This is a genomic window from Microcoleus sp. N3A4 (genome assembly GCF_036701805.1).
Taxonomy (GTDB): domain Bacteria; phylum Cyanobacteriota; class Cyanobacteriia; order Cyanobacteriales; family Microcoleaceae; genus Microcoleus.
Genome location: NZ_JAUBRJ010000031.1, coordinates 1 through 19,199, shown reverse-complemented (window position 1 = coordinate 19,199; position 19,199 = coordinate 1). Strand labels below are relative to the sequence as shown.

18 protein-coding genes and 2 pseudogenes are annotated in these 19,199 nt (G+C 42.5%); all 20 read right to left on the bottom strand.

Features of this window, described 5'->3' with window-relative positions; translation table 11 throughout:
• Positions 1 to 185: 185 nt before the first annotated feature.
• The 20 genes and pseudogenes from QUA56_RS18605 to QUA56_RS18510 all read right to left on the bottom strand — a co-directional run bounded on the left by QUA56_RS18605 (position 186) and on the right by QUA56_RS18510 (position 18,808).
• Positions 186 to 662 (bottom strand): adenylate/guanylate cyclase domain-containing protein, encoded by a 477-nt coding sequence (locus QUA56_RS18605; protein ID WP_333360222.1) that lies wholly within the window; start codon positions 660 to 662, stop codon positions 186 to 188.
• Positions 663 to 714: 52 nt separating this feature from the next.
• Positions 715 to 940 (bottom strand): annotated as a pseudogene (locus QUA56_RS18600) (transposase); the annotation flags it as partial.
• Between the two features lie 67 nt (positions 941 to 1,007).
• A pseudogene (locus QUA56_RS18595) lies at positions 1,008 to 2,029 on the bottom strand (IS4 family transposase).
• 76 nt (positions 2,030 to 2,105) lie between these two features.
• Entirely contained in the window at positions 2,106 to 2,423 is a 318-nt protein-coding gene (locus tag QUA56_RS18590) for an FAD/NAD(P)-binding protein (RefSeq protein WP_333360220.1), read from the bottom strand.
• 35 nt (positions 2,424 to 2,458) lie between these two features.
• Entirely contained in the window at positions 2,459 to 3,250 is a 792-nt protein-coding gene (locus tag QUA56_RS18585) for a type II CAAX endopeptidase family protein (RefSeq protein WP_333360218.1), read from the bottom strand.
• A 52-nt stretch (positions 3,251 to 3,302) separates the two neighbouring features.
• Positions 3,303 to 4,148, bottom strand: coding sequence for a type II CAAX endopeptidase family protein (locus QUA56_RS18580; protein ID WP_333360215.1), 846 nt, complete (start codon positions 4,146 to 4,148; stop codon positions 3,303 to 3,305).
• An 85-nt stretch (positions 4,149 to 4,233) separates the two neighbouring features.
• Positions 4,234 to 5,103 (bottom strand): hypothetical protein, encoded by an 870-nt coding sequence (locus tag QUA56_RS18575; protein WP_333360213.1) that lies wholly within the window; start codon positions 5,101 to 5,103, stop codon positions 4,234 to 4,236.
• Positions 5,104 to 5,277: 174 nt separating this feature from the next.
• Complete coding sequence (locus QUA56_RS18570; RefSeq protein WP_333360211.1) at positions 5,278 to 5,994, bottom strand: CPBP family intramembrane glutamic endopeptidase; 717 nt, start codon at positions 5,992 to 5,994, stop codon at positions 5,278 to 5,280.
• A gap of 126 nt (positions 5,995 to 6,120) precedes the next feature.
• Positions 6,121 to 6,747, bottom strand: a complete 627-nt coding sequence (locus QUA56_RS18565) for a DUF998 domain-containing protein (RefSeq protein WP_333360208.1) — start codon at positions 6,745 to 6,747, stop codon at positions 6,121 to 6,123.
• A gap of 202 nt (positions 6,748 to 6,949) precedes the next feature.
• Positions 6,950 to 8,014, bottom strand: coding sequence for a calcium-binding protein (locus tag QUA56_RS18560; protein WP_333360321.1), 1,065 nt, complete (start codon positions 8,012 to 8,014; stop codon positions 6,950 to 6,952).
• Between the two features lie 138 nt (positions 8,015 to 8,152).
• Positions 8,153 to 9,193 (bottom strand): calcium-binding protein, encoded by a 1,041-nt coding sequence (locus tag QUA56_RS18555; RefSeq protein WP_333360206.1) that lies wholly within the window; start codon positions 9,191 to 9,193, stop codon positions 8,153 to 8,155.
• Between the two features lie 106 nt (positions 9,194 to 9,299).
• Positions 9,300 to 10,349: a calcium-binding protein gene (locus QUA56_RS18550; RefSeq protein ID WP_333360204.1), complete on the bottom strand. Its 1,050-nt coding sequence runs from the start codon at positions 10,347 to 10,349 to the stop codon at positions 9,300 to 9,302.
• Positions 10,350 to 10,917: 568 nt separating this feature from the next.
• The gene (locus tag QUA56_RS18545; protein WP_333360203.1) at positions 10,918 to 11,241 is read right to left on the bottom strand and encodes a pyruvate kinase; all 324 of its coding nucleotides are present in this window, start codon (positions 11,239 to 11,241) and stop codon (positions 10,918 to 10,920) included.
• 40 nt (positions 11,242 to 11,281) lie between these two features.
• Positions 11,282 to 12,405, bottom strand: a protein-coding gene (locus QUA56_RS18540) for an IS630 family transposase (protein WP_333360319.1) whose coding sequence is annotated in 2 segments (ribosomal slippage) — positions 11,282 to 11,893 and positions 11,896 to 12,405 — 1,122 coding nt in all. Because the reading frame shifts where the segments join, the coding sequence is not laid out codon by codon here.
• A gap of 13 nt (positions 12,406 to 12,418) precedes the next feature.
• On the bottom strand, positions 12,419 to 13,684 hold the full coding sequence (locus QUA56_RS18535; protein ID WP_333360201.1) for a pyruvate kinase: 1,266 nt from the start codon (positions 13,682 to 13,684) through the stop codon (positions 12,419 to 12,421).
• A 105-nt stretch (positions 13,685 to 13,789) separates the two neighbouring features.
• Positions 13,790 to 16,309, bottom strand: coding sequence for a magnesium-translocating P-type ATPase (gene mgtA / locus QUA56_RS18530; protein WP_333360197.1), 2,520 nt, complete (start codon positions 16,307 to 16,309; stop codon positions 13,790 to 13,792).
• A gap of 22 nt (positions 16,310 to 16,331) precedes the next feature.
• Positions 16,332 to 16,862, bottom strand: coding sequence for a DUF3122 domain-containing protein (locus QUA56_RS18525; RefSeq protein WP_333360195.1), 531 nt, complete (start codon positions 16,860 to 16,862; stop codon positions 16,332 to 16,334).
• An 82-nt stretch (positions 16,863 to 16,944) separates the two neighbouring features.
• Positions 16,945 to 17,325 (bottom strand): rhodanese-like domain-containing protein, encoded by a 381-nt coding sequence (locus tag QUA56_RS18520; protein ID WP_333360193.1) that lies wholly within the window; start codon positions 17,323 to 17,325, stop codon positions 16,945 to 16,947.
• A 208-nt stretch (positions 17,326 to 17,533) separates the two neighbouring features.
• Positions 17,534 to 18,601 carry a permease gene (locus QUA56_RS18515; protein ID WP_333360191.1) on the bottom strand — a complete coding sequence of 356 codons (1,068 nt, stop codon included), beginning with the start codon at positions 18,599 to 18,601 and terminating at the stop codon, positions 17,534 to 17,536.
• A 12-nt stretch (positions 18,602 to 18,613) separates the two neighbouring features.
• Positions 18,614 to 18,808 carry a thioredoxin family protein gene (locus tag QUA56_RS18510; RefSeq protein WP_333360189.1) on the bottom strand — a complete coding sequence of 65 codons (195 nt, stop codon included), beginning with the start codon at positions 18,806 to 18,808 and terminating at the stop codon, positions 18,614 to 18,616.
• Between the last annotated feature and the right edge of the window lie 391 nt (positions 18,809 to 19,199).

Genomic DNA, 19,199 nt, shown 5'->3' with positions numbered 1-19,199 from the left:
ACTATTTTCATCAGACCCTACTTAAGTTGTCGGCCTTATGCAACTGCCTTAAGCATGAGCTAAACTGCTGGAGCCACGATCTGAGCGCGATCGAAGAACTCTATCTGCTGTTGGGGCGATCGCAAGAAGAGGCTGCCAATAACTCGGTATATTCGATTACCTACTTAGCTTCTTTGAGCGACCAGTCAACCAGAGAGCGCAATTACAGATTCCGTATTAATTCTAGCAGTATAAGCGACTTTGGCGCCTTGTATTCCCTTTAAATCTTCAACTCGTTTGTGAACTTCGGACACTCCAGCCGCTTTTAATGCCGTTAGAAATGATTGGTCGTTGTAAACATCTTCGGAAAAGGAAACTTCATCACTTTTAGAAAGATTTTGGATGCGGGCGGCTTTGTTGACCGTGGAGCCAAAATAGTCGATCGAATTATTAAGATTTACGAGCAAACCGGTTCCTCGGTGAATGCCAATTCTGACTTGAATCCACTCTGATTGTGGGCGAGTTAAATTGTACTCTCTGAAAGGGGTCACAGCAGCGACTGCCGCCATAATTGCTTGTTCGTTGCTGATAAATGAAGCCATGACGGCATCGCCGATGGTTTTAATAACTTTACCGCCAAATTTCTCGATCGACTCAAAGAAAATTTCAAAATAATCGCGCACAATATTAGACCTCTTGCAAAAAAAATCTCTGTTATAATGAGAAGTCTTAAATTTAATCGCCTAGAGCTAACTCATAATTGTAAATTCTTAACAGCAAATTACAACGCAGACCATAACGGCGACGACGATTCCGATAACGACTCGACAAAATGTCAGAAAATTTTGAGACTCCGATTAACGTGTTCAATCACAATTCTTTTCTGGGCTAGAGTTCGATTATAGTTTTTTGCTAACAGAGAAACTTGCCCATTTTTAGGTTTCTTTCTAGGGATATAACTCAGAAGTGTTGAACGCTTATTGATAGGATTCTGAAAATAGACATACGAATCCTATAAAATGCTGATTTCAGCAATTGAAAACAAGTTCCTTAAACCAGTGAATATAGCTGATTTTCTCACACATAAAAGCCTGTAAATATCGTAATTTGTCTAAGAGTTTATTTCCAATTTCATCAGGAACTTCAACTAACTGAAGCAACAAATAACAAATCAAACAGGCATAGATTTGGATCTTGATTCCATTAGTATTTTTAGTAATTATACGAGCCAGTTTTAAATGCATTTTTAAGAATTTCCACAGCAATTCAATCTGCCATCGTCTGCGATAAATTTCTCCAATTTCTTCATTAGTGTATGCTAATTCTCCTGATTCAGGTAAATTAGTGACAAACCTAAATTCAGTTCGTGTTTCTAAATCTGAAAAAGTCACTAATCTTACTTGAACTTTTCGTTTGTCACTCCACAGTTCATAAGTTCCATCCTCCTTCATGTTGATAGTAGAATTATTCTTAATTCGTAGTACAAAATATTGATTTTCTTGTTTGATTAATGCTTGAACGCGTTCAGAACTCGAAAAACCTCTATCCATTACAGCGACTCCATTTTGAGGTGTGGCTGCTATAGTTTCATCTCCATGCTCACGGCGTCATGACCTTGGCCAAAATGAATGTGTACTCCATCAATTATTCCCCGTTCATTGTCCGTTCCAGCAAATAATTTTACTTGATGGTATTCCTGTTGCCATAGTAATTTACTTGTCAAGGTAACTATCGTTGAATCTAAAGGGAATAAGCTGAGACAATCTTTGTTAATTAATTGACGTTTTATATCGGCTTGTAATCTTTCAAATATTTTTACAAAAACATCAATATCTCTCTGCTTACGACGCTTGGAAAAAGTTGATATATCTAGGGAAATATCTCGACTGTTTAAACGGGAAAATAGGGAACGCATAGTATCCAGACTTTGGTCAAAACTAAACCCTAGCCAGCAGGAGACAAATGTGAAGCTATCTAAAACTGGATAATCATCTTTGGGTAAATGGGCGAGATACCGTTTGACAATTTTGGGGAAGTTAGAAAATAGCATTTCAGTTGATTATTAATAATTTATAACTCTGCAATTATACATTGTTGGGCCAATTTTAGCAATCTTTTCCTATCATTCAACACTTCTGGGTTTTACCATGAGGTTCGCTAACTCGTAGCAATTCATCGTGATGGACAAATTGTTGCTGCGGCATAACGCCAAGTTCTTCCCAGAGCCGATAGAAAGGCTGTCCTTGCCCAGAGCCAAACAAATAGTGAATGCAACCATCAAAAATAAATCCCTGTCGTTGCCATGACGTACACAGCCCACCGGGTTGATCGTGCATTTCAAAGATCTGCGATCGATAACCATTCATCTGGGCGTAGCAACCTGCTGCCAGCCCAGCAATCCCCGCCCCAATGATGATAATGGTGCCACCACAATTAGGCTTCATAATGAAGATTTCCTATATGTTTGCTATACCTCGTGTTAGCCCGCAAGAACCCTTTCTCGGCGAGAGAGATTGGTTTTTCCCAATACTGCGATCAGTGCGATCGCCACAACGCAATTCAGGAGAGCGTATGCGACAGGGGACACCCCAGTTATAAATAGTCCCCATACGTTCAGCGAACCATGAAAAAGCGCCACTAGCAAAATACTGCCTTTAGTGCTGTTGTAAATCCAGGTATAGATAAAAGCATTGGTCACGATGCTGATAAACCAAACGAAAGGAAACTCAGACATCGGGTTGCCTACCAAAAAGACAAGCGGTAAATGCCATAAACCCCACAATATGCCCACAATGAGAGTAGCAATCAGAGCGTTATATCGTTTCTGCAAGTGTGGTAATGCAAAACCGCGCCACCCAATTTCTTCGCAGGTAGTGGCGAGGAAATTTACTCCCAAACCGAAAATAACATAGGGAGATAGATTGACTGGTGGCACTGCAATTGTTACTGAAAAGCCCAATAATTTCGTGACGACTTGCGCCACAATCAGCAAAATTGCAGACCCCAGCACCGCTACGATGTACCAGATTAGGCTAACCCGCCATCGGATTAGTCCCTTGTTCAAATCCCGAATCCCTGTTTTACCATGCGTCACCTGTGACACAATCATAGCCGCAAGAGCAGGTCCAACGGCATAAAAGATGAAAAGAACTTGGAAGTAAGGACTGTTAAATGGGGCAATGCCTCGCGAGGCTAAGACGGTCGATATCATGCCAAGCCATGACATACCAAAAGCCAAGATATAGAACCAAGTAAGGGGGTATTTTCTCATTTGTTATTATCTCATTTGTTATTATTTTCTTGTTTTGAGGCTATACCAGCTCTTAATCTGAACGATTGCTGAATACTCTGGTGCTTTCTCCTGTTTTCATCGCAGTTAACTGCTTCCAATTACCCTTCCACAGCAGCAGTCCACCTAATACTGTCAACGTCAGCATCTGCCAGATCTGCGCCAGAGGACTAAGCCCGATCGAGGTTTCAATTGCATCCCGAATTTCATCAAATGCCGCGTGATAAACAGTTACAACAGTAAGGCTTTGCGTAACTGTCCAAATGTAGGCATAAATCATCGCGTGCATCATGCTAGGAATTAAAGTGATTGCAAGCATAATGGCTATTGAAGTACCCATATTATCAGTTAGTTGTTCAGTCATTCCCATTCCAACAATTACAGGCAAATGCCATGCCCACCAAATAAATCCATGAAGCAGCAGTGCTGTTCTTAATCTGTATCGTTTTACCAAGTGCGGTAACATATAGCCGCGCCAACCAAACTCTTCGCCAAAGGCTGGAATCAAGGTTGCGATAAAACGAAGTAGAAAATTTCCGAGAATTTCTGGAACGATAACGCCTTTAGGAATACTCCGCATTCCTAAGACTAATTCGAGGATTGTAGGAACCACCCAGACAAAGATTGCTAGTGAGAAGACTGCGAAATAGTGTTTTGATTTACCCCAATTCCAACCAGCTTTTGAGAAGCCATCCTGAAATATATATCGATCGGCGATATAAGTAGCAACTGTGACCATAATCATTGGTAATGAGCTTAAGGCATAGCGCATAAACGGTGTCTCTGCCCACAGCATATACGCAATTTGAAATGGCCAAGATATCGCCACGACAATCAATAGATATGTTCTGAGCGAGAAAGGTTTCTGGGGATTTTTCATTTTTGAAATTTACCTTCAACATTTTTGGCCGTTGCCTTCGTCAGAACCTTGTTCACCCTGATCAACATTTATACCGCCCTACTCACTAAGTAGCTATTTGGGGTTTTTCTCTACCAAATTGCCACAGCAAGATGATACCCAAGCCCAACAGATTGACTAGGAAAACTACTAACCCTCCGAAAAAGGGAATTAGTGTCATAACTGTCACGATCGCCAAACCCACCAATAACTGCTGCTGTAAAGACCAATTACCATTACGGAATAGGCGTTGACCGACAAAAAGTGCTACGCCTAATGATCCGACTAGAGCCGTAATCACCGCAGTCAGACTCAGGAGTGGAATCAGAGGAATACCAATGAGCGTAATCGCTAAAAATACGGTAGCAAAGACCAAGGAAACGATCGCCCCGATTCCCCATAGAGCAGTCAAACCGGGGTGTTGACCCAATTTTGTCGCCAAATTTGGCAGGAACTGTGGGCTGGTTTGTAAGATGATCAGTCCGAGAATAGCTGCTACTACAGCGGAACAAGTTCTAAAAATGGTACTGAAGAAATAGTGCGCGAAGAAGCTACTTCTGCCTCGATTGGAGCCATACATCATGCCATGTCGATCGCTGAATGTAGCGCGTTCACCACCAATAATCGCACCTGCTTCCTGTACGATTTTGCCACCAAATGAGTAAGCATCACCCTCTACCAGCGCTCCTTTTTGCAGGATGACATCTCCGCCAAACGCGATCGCAGTATCCACAACTTTGGCATTAGGGGATACCGTAACACTCCCGCCAAAAGCAAGGGCATTTTCGACAACTTGGTTCTCTGGTACGGTTACGCTTCCACCAAAGCGGATGAGGTTGGTATTGTTGATATTGATATCAGTCTGCGCCAGGGCATTGCCTGCAAATATTAAGCAAATGGTAGCTATAAAAGCCAGAATTAATTGTTGCCATTTCATAGATTTCATCCTCGTCAACTACAAGAAAATTAACTATCTATCATGATATTGAACAAAAATGAAGAAACTGTGAATAACGTTTGAATGAGATGACTTAGAATCGACCAAATCCTCCAAGCGATTAAGTATGCAAGTCCGAAATACGTTAGTAATTGTTTCAATTGAAAGTATTGCTTAACACAGAAGGGCTTTCTTACGACTATATGCTATTCCTAAAATGACGGATACTATTAGCTCGATGGAAAAAACAACAATTACTTTCCAATTCAAATTTAGCTGCAAGGCTCCGTTATTACCTATATACAAAGCCAACCCAATACATTCATTGAACCAGGCATGACTTAATACACAGAGAAATAAACTGCTTGTGTATTTATACAGAGTTGTAAAACTGGAAGTTAAAATTATGCCTGAAAATAGATACAATCCAAATGGAAATGAACTTTGAATTGTTCCTTTTATAAACCATAACGGCAAATGCCATATGCTCCATATAGTTCCTACCATAAGGATAGAAGGTAAATAATTAACTACCTTTTCTAATTTAGGTTGCAAAATTCCACGCCAACCTAATTCCTCTAATCCACCACCTAAAAGAATAATCAGTGGTAGATTAATAATTACAGAAAGAATTGATATAGGCTTATTGATTCCAAAGGCAATCCAAACCATAAACAAACGCCAAATTGAAAATAACCCAAATATCAGCCACACTTTTCTATCTTTTTTTTTTGCCGAAGACAAATTTAACAAAAGATTCTTCACCAAAATCCTCATTGAACTGTCGATAAATAATATAAGAACTAATGGCTGGCCCCAAATTGCCGATTGAGTAAGGTATCCAAAATAAAGGCTCACCATACCAAAGAGCATTAAAATATCTGTTCCCAATGATGATAATTATCCAGCACAACCATGTGATGGCAAAAGTGTAAAGTAGAAAAAATCCGATTTGCTTTAGCGATCGCTTCTTTTGTTTCATATTTTTATCTCTCCTTAACTTTTTACCAAATTATTTTAGAGGTGCTGATCGCCAAGTTTTTTGGTTGTTGTTATGTTCATCAAATAACCGCCTAAGCCTGTTATCCATAGCACAATTGGATAAACAAGCCATCTTTCTGTTCCACCCAAGCCAATAAAAGGAACAATAATATTAGGGACAAACACAACAGCACACCATGTTATTAAGGAAATAGTTCCAAAGACAATTCCGATAAACTTAAATGGAGCAGAAACAATTTTAAAAGACATAATAGCTGATACTCCACCCGATATAAAAGTGAGTAAAGAGAATATTCCGTGGTAGGGGACTTTATTACCAGAAAAAATTCCAATGCCCACAAGACCTAAGCTAAATAGACCAAGTGGAATACTAACGAGCAGTTTTTTGAAGTATTTATGCTGATAAAATGTTGCTGTCAAAGTCATTAAGCCAGATAACAGCATGGTGATATTAAAAATGCTGGCGGATGGTTGATAGATTAAGCTGTTAGGTGGTTTTGTTGCCCCAAGATCACTGATTTCGCTGTTAAAGGTCGTGTAGCCAGATCCGGATGGGTATAGTGCTTCAGCAGTGATGATGCCCATTAAAGCAATTGAACCAGCAAGAAAGAGTAATAGACCCGAAAGTTTTAGTTTATTCATGACAGATCATCCTACTTAACTTGTTGAGAGCTTTGCGTGTATTTATATCGAGCTAATGTCTCTGAGCCCACAGAAAAATTACAATAGCCGATTTCACCTTTATTATTTTTATGGCAAAGACAAAAGTGCGATCGCCCTTTTTGCGAATGTGCGATCGCACTCCCCAGCAGGATCAAGCAAATCCCTAATAACTTCGAGATTTCTATCCAAGTGAAAATGTATCATCTGGAGATGATGGTAATTGATTTAATGTCAGATTTCCGCCACCTTCAATAACAGCGATCGTATCAAATGAACTGGTTGATAGCACTCCATTTATAGCGTTTCTAAAGCCCTTCGTTTGGATAGCTAAATCTCGACCATTGTTAATGGGAAACACCGAGAATATATCTAAGTAAGAATTTGATAGTGTGAAATATCCTGCTAGCTGAATAGTATCCTGACCTTGATTAAAGTTCCGAATTGTAGCAAAACCCGGCCCGATATAAAACTGTGTCGATCCTAGTAGCGATCCCCTACGGGTTATGTTCTCCTTACCAAGCGCAAATGTATCGCGGCCGCTACCGCCAATGAGAATATCGAATTCATTACTGCCATCACTTTCATAAAGTCGAGTGCTTCCAAAGCCATTACCTGTAGCTAAACCTACTTCAACTGCAATTAATTCAACTTTCCCCACCCCGGAACCGGTGAGGATGTCATTCCCAGAACTTCCGACAAAAGTCGCAGACCGACTTGGCTCGTTTTTCCCAAAATTGAAGTAGTGTTCCCGACCAGTTTTCAAGGTTCCAGAGTTGACAAATGGCACAATATCGGGGTTTTTCCGTAAGTATTCTGTTTCAAAAAATGAAGTTCCAAAACGACCTTCTTTTACCCCGAATTGAATGAAGTGCTGGTAGCCTGATTTGAAAGTTCCGTTCTGAATAAACGGCAGTAAATCTCGGTTATTTGCTAGATAAAACGTTTCGTCATACTCAGGCGATACGGGGGTACGACCTTCTTCGTAACCTAATTTGATAAAGTGGTCTAGTCCGGTTGCAAAAGGCGCGTTTGGGTTGCTAGGAGTGCGGACTAAGGCAGCGATGTCTGGGTTGCCAGCGAGGTAAGTAGCTTCGTCAAAATACCGCGATACTTTAGTTAGGCCGGCGGCTTGACCGAATTTTTCAAAGTGTTCTTTCCCAGATTTGATGCTTCCGGCATCAATGGCTGGTTTCAGCCACGGATATTGGGCGAGGTAGTATTTTTCGTCGAAAATGTCGTAATTCATGGTTGCTTTCTTAAAAAAAGTAAAGTACAGTCGCGAAAGGCGAGTTGTTGGCATCGGCAAGTGCGATCGCAGATTTTGTTGAATGTGCGATCGTACTCCCAGCAGCAATCAGGCAAATCCTGAATAGCTTCGAGATTTCTACGTAAGTAAACGTGTGAAACCAGATCCTGGTGATAGATTCAAACTGAGATTTCCGCCACCTTCAATAACACCAATTGTATCAAATGGACTGGTTGAGGGAACAGAAACTCCATTCTCAAAGGTGGGATAGCCTTTCCTTTGGATAGCTAAATCTCGATTATTGTTGATGGGAAACACCAATAACTGATCTGAGGAATCCACTAATAACTCGATGCTATCTTGACCTTTGGTAAAGTTCCGAATTGTAGCAAAACCCGGCCCGATGTAATACTGTACTCCACGCAATGACACATTACGGGCGAATGCTTGATATTCGCCCAACACAAATTTATCACGACCGATACCGCCAATGAGAGTATCAAATTCATTGCTGCCATCACTTTCATACAATCGGGCACCGTAATGAGGTTCTACACCTATTTCAACTCCAATTAATTCGGCATTCCCCACCCCGGAACCCGTTATAATGTCATTGCCGGAAGTTCCAACAAAAGTCGCAGAGCGGCTTGGATCGGAACTTCCGAACTTGAAGTAGTGTTCGCGACCAGTTTTTAAGGCTCCAGAGTTGACAAACGGCACAATATCGCGGTTTTTCTGTAAGTAGTCCGATTCCAAAAATGAAGTTCCAAACCGACCGTCTTTGATTCCGAATTGAATGAAGTGCTGGTAGCCATTTTTAAAAGTTCCATTCTGAATAAACGGCAGTAAATCTCGGTTATTTGCTACATAAAAGGCTTCGTCATACTCAGGCGATACTTGGCTGCGACCCTGTTCGTAACCGTATTGGATAAAGTGGTCTAGTCCGGTCGCAAAGGGCGCGTTTGGGTTGACTGTACGGACGAAGGGTGCTATCTCTGGATTGTCGGCAAGGTAGGTAGATTCGTCAAAATAACGCGATACTTTAGTTAGACCGGCGGCTTGACCGTATTTTTGAAAGTGTTCTAGTCCAGATTTGATAACTCCTGCATCAATGGCTGGTTTGACCCAAGGATATGAGGCTATGTAAAATTGTTCGTCGAAAATTGCGTAGTTAGCCATGTTTTACTCCTGATGTTTAGATGATTTTGAGCTTGAATACTCATTAGCTTTCCCGATCAAAAAAGTCATCAATCATTAGCGTTACCTAATGACTAATGACCAATGATTATCCAATCATAAAAGTACCATTACCATTAGATTGTTGGAATACCAAACTCAAATTAGCTCCTCCTTCAATCACGCCCACCAACTCTGCATAACGACCAATTAACAAATTGTTGCCATTGATAGTCAGTGCGTAGCCGTCGCTTAAAGAATTTCCTGCCAGTTGGATCAAATCGTCTGCTGCGTTGAAGTTCCGAATAGTAGCAAAACCTAGCCCTGGTGTCTTTAAGTTCTGCTCCCGTGTCCCGACCAGGGCATCTGTGTACAAGGTTCTCGCTTCTTCATTCTCGGCTGTAGGAGGAACTCCGAGTACGAATGTATCAACTCCCGGACTGCCAATCAGGACATCGAATTCATTGGTGCCAAAGCTTTCGTATTGCCGATTGCCTTGGCGGCGATCGATACCTACTTCCACTCCAATCAGTTCGGTATTTCCCACACCAACGCCTGTGATAATATCGTTGCCGCGAGTGCCGACCAAAGTAGCAGAGCGGCTGGGTTCGTTTTTCCCGAAATTGAAGTAGTGTTCCCGACCAGTTCTCAAATTTCCAGAGTTGACAGATGGGACGATATCGGGGTTTTTCCTTAAGTATTCCGTTTCAAAAAATGATGTCCCAAAACGACCTTCTTTTTTCCCGAATTGAATGAAGTGCTGGTATCCTGATATGAAAACTGCATTGGGTTTGACAACTAGATTAGTGCCGATAAACGGTATCAGCTCTAAGTTATTTGCTAAATAAAAATCTTCGTTGTACTCAGGCGATACTTCGTTGCGGCGATTTCCTTCATTGTAACCGAATTGGATAAAGTGATCTAGCCCAGTAGCGAAAGGTGCGTTTGGATTGACAGTCTTGACAAAGGGTCGGAGGTCTGGGTTGCCAGCAAGATAAGTAGCTTCGTCAAAATAGCGCGATACTTTTGTTAGACCGCCTGCTTGACCATATTTTTGAAAGTGTTCTAGTCCAGATTTGATAACTCCTGCATCAATGGCTGGTTTCACCCAAGGATATTGCGAAAGGTAGTATTGTTCGTCAAAGATATCGTAATTCATCGTTATTCCTTGAAGAGAGTAAGGTGCGATCGAACATCTTGCACCATTTGCACGAACAGCCTTTCAGACCAGCTAAGCTAAAGTTCAATTTTATTGTGGGGTTGACCCAAGAATCATCCCCTAAAAGGCTGATTGATTCTTGTGCAAGATTTCTAGCCGAGGAAAGTGATAACCGCTGGAGGATTAAAGGAATTTATCATCCCAATTTATTGCAGATTTAGATTTGCTCCCCCCTGAATTATGGCAATTGTATAGCCTTTATCAGAAAGATGAGGTATGATGTAACTGACTTAAACGAAGTGAAAAATATAGAACCGGAAAATGTCATGCAGCTCTAATTAAATGGAGCGCTCACAGCATTTGCTCGACCCACAGCATTCACTCGACTGACAACTATCAGGGTCTTATTGAATTTGCTAGTCTTAGCAAGTTATTGCTCTAGTTTGCGCTCGCAAGCCGCACACACAAGGTTTGCCGCTGCGTTTATTTGGCTCAATCGTGATGTAATTTCGGTAGTTCGTATCAATCTCAAGGTTTCGTTACAGTGTTTTGCGGTGAAGCAAAAGAATTACCACGAATGGAGCGCCCGCAACTGTGGTGTTTTTTTCAATTGATGGGCTTCCATGCGTGTTAGAACATTATCGAGAATGGCGATCGCTTCGGCAATAAACGGCCCTTTGTTTAACATCACACACTCAGCGCGTTCAGCCATTGCTGCATCGGTCATCTCTCCCCGCGAAGGTGTGCCATTTTTGACCAAACTCTCTAGCACTTGAGTTGCCCAAATAACAGGAACATGAGCCGCTTCGCAAAGCCAGAGAATTTCTTCTTGGATCTCTGTTAAACGCTGGTATCCAATTTCAATGGCTAAGTCGCCTCTGGCAATCATCACACCAAATGATTGCTTCCCGGCTGCATACTCCCTTCCCACCCTATGATTGACGACCTAATTTACAGATGTGGTTAATGGTATTTTTGATCTGCTCTGGTGTTTGAAGCTGATGGTTTGCGAAATAGGTTTCGATGTGCATCTGAATGTCATCAATTGTCGTATCCGCAGGTAGGTGATGCAGGATTTTCAGTCTGAATTGATGGATGAGATATTCAGCTAAATTGAAGTCTGGAGAATAAGCAGGAGTATGAATAAATTCAACTTCGATTCTGTCCGTTAAACCCAGGTTTTCAAATAATTGCTTTAATTGACATCTCATCTTGTCCTTATGCGTGGGATTTCGGTCGAGAATAATAGTGATTTTATCACATCCCTCCTGCGCCATATCATCACACAAGAGCGCTAAATAGCTCACAACATCCTCTGTTTTCGATCGCTCGCTTAAAATAAAATACTCTTCACCGCTAACTGCATCAACACTCAAAAAACCATTGAGCTTATTCCGCTTTCTCCTCTCATCACTCAGCACCTGTGGCCGACTATTTACTGCTGCCCAACCATAAAATAAACTAGGGCGGTCATACACTGCAAACTCATCGAAAAAAAACACCCGTCCCCCTGGGCGCAAGGATTCTATTTTTTTTTTAGCTCCTCTACAAACTCCCCTTGTTCTGCTTTATTGGCATTAGCATAGTCTCGATGGGCTTTTTGGTAAGTCACTTTTAATTCTTTAAGAATTTCGTAAATCCGACTGTCTTTAAGCGATATATTCCACTTGTGCTGGATGATTTGTGCTATAATCTCCCCCGTCCAAAAGTTCCTGTCAATTCCATGCTCCTTAGGACTTTGTTCCAAAATTATTTTTCTCAGTTCTTGTTTGTTCTCTTGACTCAAATGCTGCGGTGCATTCTTGTGTTTAATTGGTTCAACCAACCTCTCCAAACCCCCTTCTATAAATTTATCAATCCAACTCGCTAAAGTATTGTACGAACAATCAATGAATTGACAGACCTGTAGCCTGCTATACCCTGTGTACAAGTACTTGATAGCTATTAATCTCTTCCTAATATAATCCTGCTGATTTTTGTAGTACAGCCGCTGCCATTCCTCCAAGTCCAACCCTATTTCCAAAAATTGCTCTGTCCGAGTTTTACAGATCTCCATCATATACCGCTACCTATTTTATCTCTCTTCTCATTATACTCAATCTTAGAGCGGGAAGGGAGTAGATGATTAATTCTGGCAGATTGGAAACTGCGATCGCGGTTTCAATCTTGGCCACGATCGCAGGTCGGGACTGACGTTCACCAAAGCGTTTGTCTAATTCTTGTTGAAGTAACTCAATATCAGCAGGTCGTTGCACAAAAGAGTAGCCAATAATATCTGCGTGAGTGGCGACAAAATCTAGGTCGGATAAATCTTTTTTAGTCAGTGGACTAAGAGGTAACACTGTGTTTGGGAAATTCAACCCCTTTTCAGGTTGGAGTTTGACTCCTTTGGGGCTGGCATTAGTCACTTCTAGTAAAAGTCCCGGTTGTCCATTTGATACTGGGTATTGGGTGTCAACCACGCGAGTTTGAATCTTGCCATCGTCGATATATACAAGGGTGTCAACTACTAATAAATCTAGAATTTCGGGAACTGTACAGCAAGTTTGGAAATAGTTTACAGGTGATGGGATTGTTTCATCTGACATCACTTCACTTCCGAGTGCAGGCACACACCGCGACAGCAGGATACGCTCCCCTCGAAATACCCGTTTTTTATCAAGTGGTGCAAGTACCTGTCCCGTGCGGATTTTGAGACCAGCTAAGTCCATCATCACTTTACAAGGCGTTCCTGTTTCCTGTTCCGCTCGACGGATATGGTCGATCGTGTTTTCCCAAGATTCGGTCGTATCGTGGGCACAGTTAATTCTCAGGCAGTTTGCCCCTCGTTGAATAATTTCTCGCACCATCTCATAGTCAGTAGCGGCCTCGGTGGGTAGCGTCACCATAATCCTGACCCGACGCTGGGGCGGGGACTGACCAAACAATTCTTCCGTGTGCTTTTGTAATAAACGATCGCCCTCAAAAAATGACTCAATCGGTGGGCGGTTGAGATGCTCGGCAGAGTCTTGGCCGCAAATGACTTTCAGGGTGGCAATGATTGCATCAAGATTGGGCATTACTCGTGCTTCAATCCGTCCTAATGAGGATAAGCCCCAAGGCATTAGTGCGGCTTGGAGGTGGCGTAGATCGTGCCGACGTAATGCCAGATACTCAGCTAAATTCAAGGCACTAGGAAGAAACTCAGAACGCTGAATGTGCGATCGCCACTGGTTAAAGGTGGCTTGTCCTTCGCTTTCAACGGTCTGGCGAAGTTCTTGCAGAGTCGATAGCAAACCTTGTGGACTTGATAGATTCAGCGGTTCAACACTAAGTTCTGAAGTTGGGCTAATCATATATCAAAGTGTGGGATGGATAAAGTAGAGCGCCATGACCTCCCCACGACCCCAGGCATCAATCAAGGTTCGATGTCTAAAGTCATAAGTGCTACGCCTTGACGACTAAAATTTTACACGGCTGTAAAACACTCGTTTCACATTCTCGGCAGCAGTAATATAGAGCATGACAATCGCTCCCAGAACCAGCATAAAACTCAACGGCAACGGGCGAAATCCGAGCAGGGTTCCCAAAGGTGTCCAGGGAATGATTAGTGTCACTCCGACAGTCGCCAGCGTTGCCATTAACAAGTATTTTCCTGGCTTACTATTGAAAATAGATTGGCGGGTACGAATGACTAGCACAACCATCGAAGCGGAGATTACAGACTCCATAAACCAGCCTGTTCTAAACTGTTCTGGTTCAGCGTGTAGCAGCAACAGCAGCGCCCCAAACGTGAGGTAATCAAATATTGAACTCAGCAAACCAAACACAATCATGAAGTTGCGGATAAACTTGATATCCATCCGGCGAGGTTTGTTGACTAACTCCTTGTCTACCCGATCTGTCGCGATCGTCAATTCCGGGAAATCAGTTAATAGGTTCGTCAGCAAAATCTGACTGGGCAGTAGAGGCAAAAAGGGCAGAAACAGAGAAATTCCCGCCATGCTAAACATATTGCCAAAATTGGCGCTAGTTGCCATAAATACATATTTTAAAGTGTTAGCAAATGTAATCCGTCCTTCCTTTACGCCTTCGACCAAGACATTCAAATCTTTTTCCATCAACACAATATCAGCGGCTTCCTTAGCGACATCGACTGCGCTCTCGACGGAGATACCAACATCGGCAGCATGAAGGGCAGAGGCATCATTAATGCCGTCTCCAAGATATCCAACTACATTCCCCGCTTTTTTGAGGGCGATGATGATCCGCTCTTTTTGGTTTGGCTCTACCTCGGCAAAAACATTTGTATGTTGTACTCGATGGATCAAGGCTTCATCACTAAGCTTTTCTAGTTCGGAACCGGTCAAAATCTTTGCTTCAGGCAGTCCTACCTGCTGAATGATACTAATAGCAACCGCCTTGCTGTCTCCGGTAATCATCTTCGGGGTGACTCCCAGCAATTCTAACTCTTTAAGGGTGTCAGCGATGCCAGCTTTTGGAGGATCGAACAGAGCAAGGTAGCCCAGAAATGTCATCTTGGTTTCATCCTCTTTGCTGAAAGAATTTTGATAAAAATCGCGATAAGCCACACCCAAGGCTCTAAATCCTTTACTGCCTAAATCTTCAGCCTCTTGGTGAATTTTTTGTCGCTGATCTGCAAAGTCGATCGTTTTTTCCTCACCAGTTTCAACACTTGAGCAAACATCCAAAATATTTTTTAGTGCGCCTTTAGTAACAATCAGATGCGTCTTCTCTTTTTTGAACAGGATGCTGAGACGTTTGCGGTTAAAATCATAAGGCACTTCATCTAACTTTTGATAGCTAGAAATGTCGAATTTTTTGTGTTCGCGAATCGCTGCATCAATCGGATTGACATAACCTGACTCGGATGCGGCATTCAAATAAGCGTAAAGTAGAACGCGATCGCTTTCTTTCCCCTCCACATCAACCGCAGAGTGAATTTTTACCTCTCCTTCCGTCAGCGTACCCGTCTTATCGGTACAAAACACATTCATACTGCCAAAGTTTTCAATAGCTGGCAAGCGCTTCACAATCACCTGCTTTGTCGCCATTTTCTTGGCACCACGAGCCAGGTTAACGCTGACTATAGCAGGCAACAATTGGGGAGTCAAACCGACTGCTAGCGCCAGAGAAAACAGGAATGATTCCAACACTGGGCGATGGAGGTAGACGTTGGCGACAAAAATTAGAACTACCAAAATTAGCGTTACTTCCATGAGAAAGTAACCAAATTTGCTAAGTCCCCTTTCAAATTCTGTTTCGGGAGGTCTGAGTTTCAAACGTTCCGATACTTTGCCGAATTCAGTTTCTTTTCCCGTATGAACGACTACGGCTTTCCCCGTTCCACTAATTACATTGGTTCCCATATAGAGGGAATTGGTACGTTGAGCTAGTCCAGTTTCCGCAGGCAATACACCACTTAGCTTGTCTACCGGATAGGTTTCTCCTGTCAGTGCTGCTTCATTTACTGATAAATCTTTCGACTCTAAAACTAGACCGTCGCCCGGAATATTTTTACCTGCGCTAAGCAACACAATGTCGCCAGGAACTACTTCCTCAGTAGGGATTTCTTGAGATTGACCATCCCTCAAAACAGTGGCTTTAACTTGCACTAATGCCAATAATTTTTCGACGGCGTTCGACGCTCCTTTCTCTTGCCAAAATCCTAATAGCCCACTAATCAGGACGATCGTCAAAATGATAATGGCAGATGCCGCATCTTGAACAAAAATTGATAGCACCGCCGCAAAAATCAGAATCAAGATAATCGGACTCTTGAACTGATTGAGCAACAGTATCAATGGGCTCGATTTGTGTGTTTGTTTGAGGCTGTTTGCGCCGTACTCGCTCAGGCGTTGTTTCGCATCTTGACGGCTTAAACCGCAGGTTGTAGAGTGCGTCTGCTGAAGCACCTGATCTGTGGGTAAGCTCCAAAATGTGGAGAGTTGGGGATTCATCGGTTTGATTTTTTGGGGTTAGTTAATGAGCAGAAATTGTTTGCCACTCTTGAATCGCCGTCGATGGGATTTGTAACTCGATCGCTGAGCCAGTTACCATCGGTAAAGTTAGGTGAAGGGGAATTTCAGCCTGCAACTGCGGTAGGACAGACTTAATGTCATATTCTGCGACATTCGCTGGGGTTGGTGTGTCCTTAGAAATTTCGCTAGAAATATCCTTCGCGGTTAGAGTTTCGCCCATAGATGTTGTCAGAATCAGCGGTTGAGTGCGATCGAATTCCACCGCACCAGGAAAGCCCACGACGCGCAGAGAGACAGTAAAACTACCTTCAGGATGGATGCGTTTGAAGGCGATCGCCTGCCAAGAATTTCCGTTCTGATCTTGCAGTTTTTGCCGGGATTGATACAGCATCTGCCCTGGATATTCTTCGATTTCCGTCACAGCAGCAAAAGCAGGTAAGGGAATACAGACAATCAGTAAAACGCAGATCCAAGCAGCCAGCAGCCAGCGCATCGGGCGAATTTTAGGGTAGTTAAAGTAGATAAAGTTCATCACAAAAGTCCTCAAAAAGTTAAAATGTCTTGCAATTCCAGAGTCAAAATTTTTGGATTTTCATCCTAATTGTTTTGGTGCATTAGCTAGAGGCGATCGCCTCTCCTGCGTTTTTCCAGCCTGCAAAACTTGGCGGAAATCCCTGGACATTTTCATAGCCCAATAGGTGCAATGTCATTACTCCCATTGCCGATCGATAGCCCGTTGAACAGTACAAAACTACGGGGCGATCGCGCGGAATTCGATCCAGATTGTGTGTTAGTGTTCGGAGCGGAATATCGATCGCATTAGCGATATGTCCCGATCGATACTCCGAGGGTTCGCGCACATCCACCAACAGGGTTTGAGGGTTCTCTAAGAGGCTTTTCAACCCTTCGACATTGGCGATCGTGTAATAGCCTGCTGGAATCGACGTGAGAAAGCGATCGACTCCCGATTCCAGATTCACGGTTTTTTCAGACATTGTTTGCATCCTTTCTTGAAAAATTGGTTTAGTTTCTATGATAGTTGCTGCGAGAAGTGGGTTTTGCCAAATACAAATCAAGAGGCAAAAACATAGTACAAATCCCAGTAATATCGTCTGAATTGGTTTCTTAAAGCTCATAGATTTATCCTGAAATAAATTGTTAAGTTTCAGCTCCCTCAGCCAACTATTTCAGCACCATTATCAATCAATTTATTATGGCGTTGAATATATAGCCAATGCTGATAATACCAACGGTCATTAACCCAACAAAAACGGCTAAGAGTTGAGGTTTCAAAACTTTTTTAAGAATCACTATTTCAGGAAGAGATAGCGCTGTTACCGCCATTGTGAAAGCTAAAACTGTACCCATAGGCATTCCTTTATTTACCAAAGCTTCAGTAATGGGCATTACACCCGCAATGTTCGCATAGAGGGGCACGCCCAACATTACAGCGATCGGCACTGCTAAAGGATTATTTGCGCCTGCATATTGGATGATAAAATCTGTCGGCACATAACCATGAATCCCCGCCCCGATCGCAATTCCACCTACCACATAGAGCCAAACCGATCGCACAATGGAGCTCGATTGGAACCATCCTTGCTCAAATCTTTGCCCCCAAGTTAGCATCACTGCTTCTAGATTGTCCTCATCACCTAGAGGTATTTCTTGATGAGATTTTTGCAGTTCCCAAACAAAGGGTTCCACCCATTTTTCTAATTTTAGTAATCCGATGATATATCCAGAGGCGATCGCCAAACCCACCCCAAAGCCGATATAGATGAGCGTCACCTTTAGTCCAAACAATCCCCACAGCAGGATAACAGCAACTTCATTCACCATTGGCGCTGCCATCAGATAGGAAAATGTCACGCCTAAAGGTACACCTGCTTCTAAGAAGCCGATGAATAAAGGAACCGCAGAACAAGAACAAAATGGCGTGACAATTCCTACCATTGCCGCCAAGATATTTCCTGCAAAAGTGCGCTTTCCTTCTAGCAAAGAGCGAACGCGCTCTGGTTCTAAAAAGCTTTGAAATGTCCCAACAATGAAGCTAATTACAATCAGTAATGTTAAGACTTTTGGCACATCGTAAAGAAAGAAGTGCAGACTAGATCCTAAATGCGATGCGATCGACAAGCCAAAAAGTTGGGTGACAATCTGGGTTGCCAACCAATCAAATGGATAAAAATGCGATGCGATCGACAAGCCAAAAAGTTGGGTGACAATCTGGGTTGCCAACCAATCAAATGGATAAAATGGATCGAACATCAATTTGCCTCTTTAACGCTGCAATAGGGGCTGAATTTGTTCGGGACTGATTACGTGACCTTTGCTGACGACTTTGCCATTGATTGTCATGGCGGGAGTAGACATCACACCTCGTTTAGCAATTTCGATTGGGTCGGTAATGTGCAGAATTTCCGCAGTTAAATTGAGATTAGTTCTTGTTTGGCATTTGCCTCTAGCTGTTAGCATTTTTTGCAGCCTGAACCTAAAATTTCAATCTTGATTGTTTCCATGACACCTCTCCTTTTTTGTGTTCCGTCATTGAGTTAGCGATCGACTGTGACAGGTGATGGTTTGATTTCCTGCATGAATTGATTGAATACGATACAAAACCTAACGAAAAGGTACGAGTTCAGCGCTATCGACTTTATCCATCAATGGTTAACTCAATGGCGATCGCCCCACAAAACCTCCTCGCACCCCTTCCCTGCCAGTACCAGACAGTTGCTTATTTTGATAGATCATATGTTTTATTCAAGTGTTTATCGCTGTAAAATAAATTCTGGTTCTTCATTAGTTGGTATGCTAAACTAACAATTAAATGCTTGCGTAAGCAAACATCTATTTTTGTAGTTGTCAA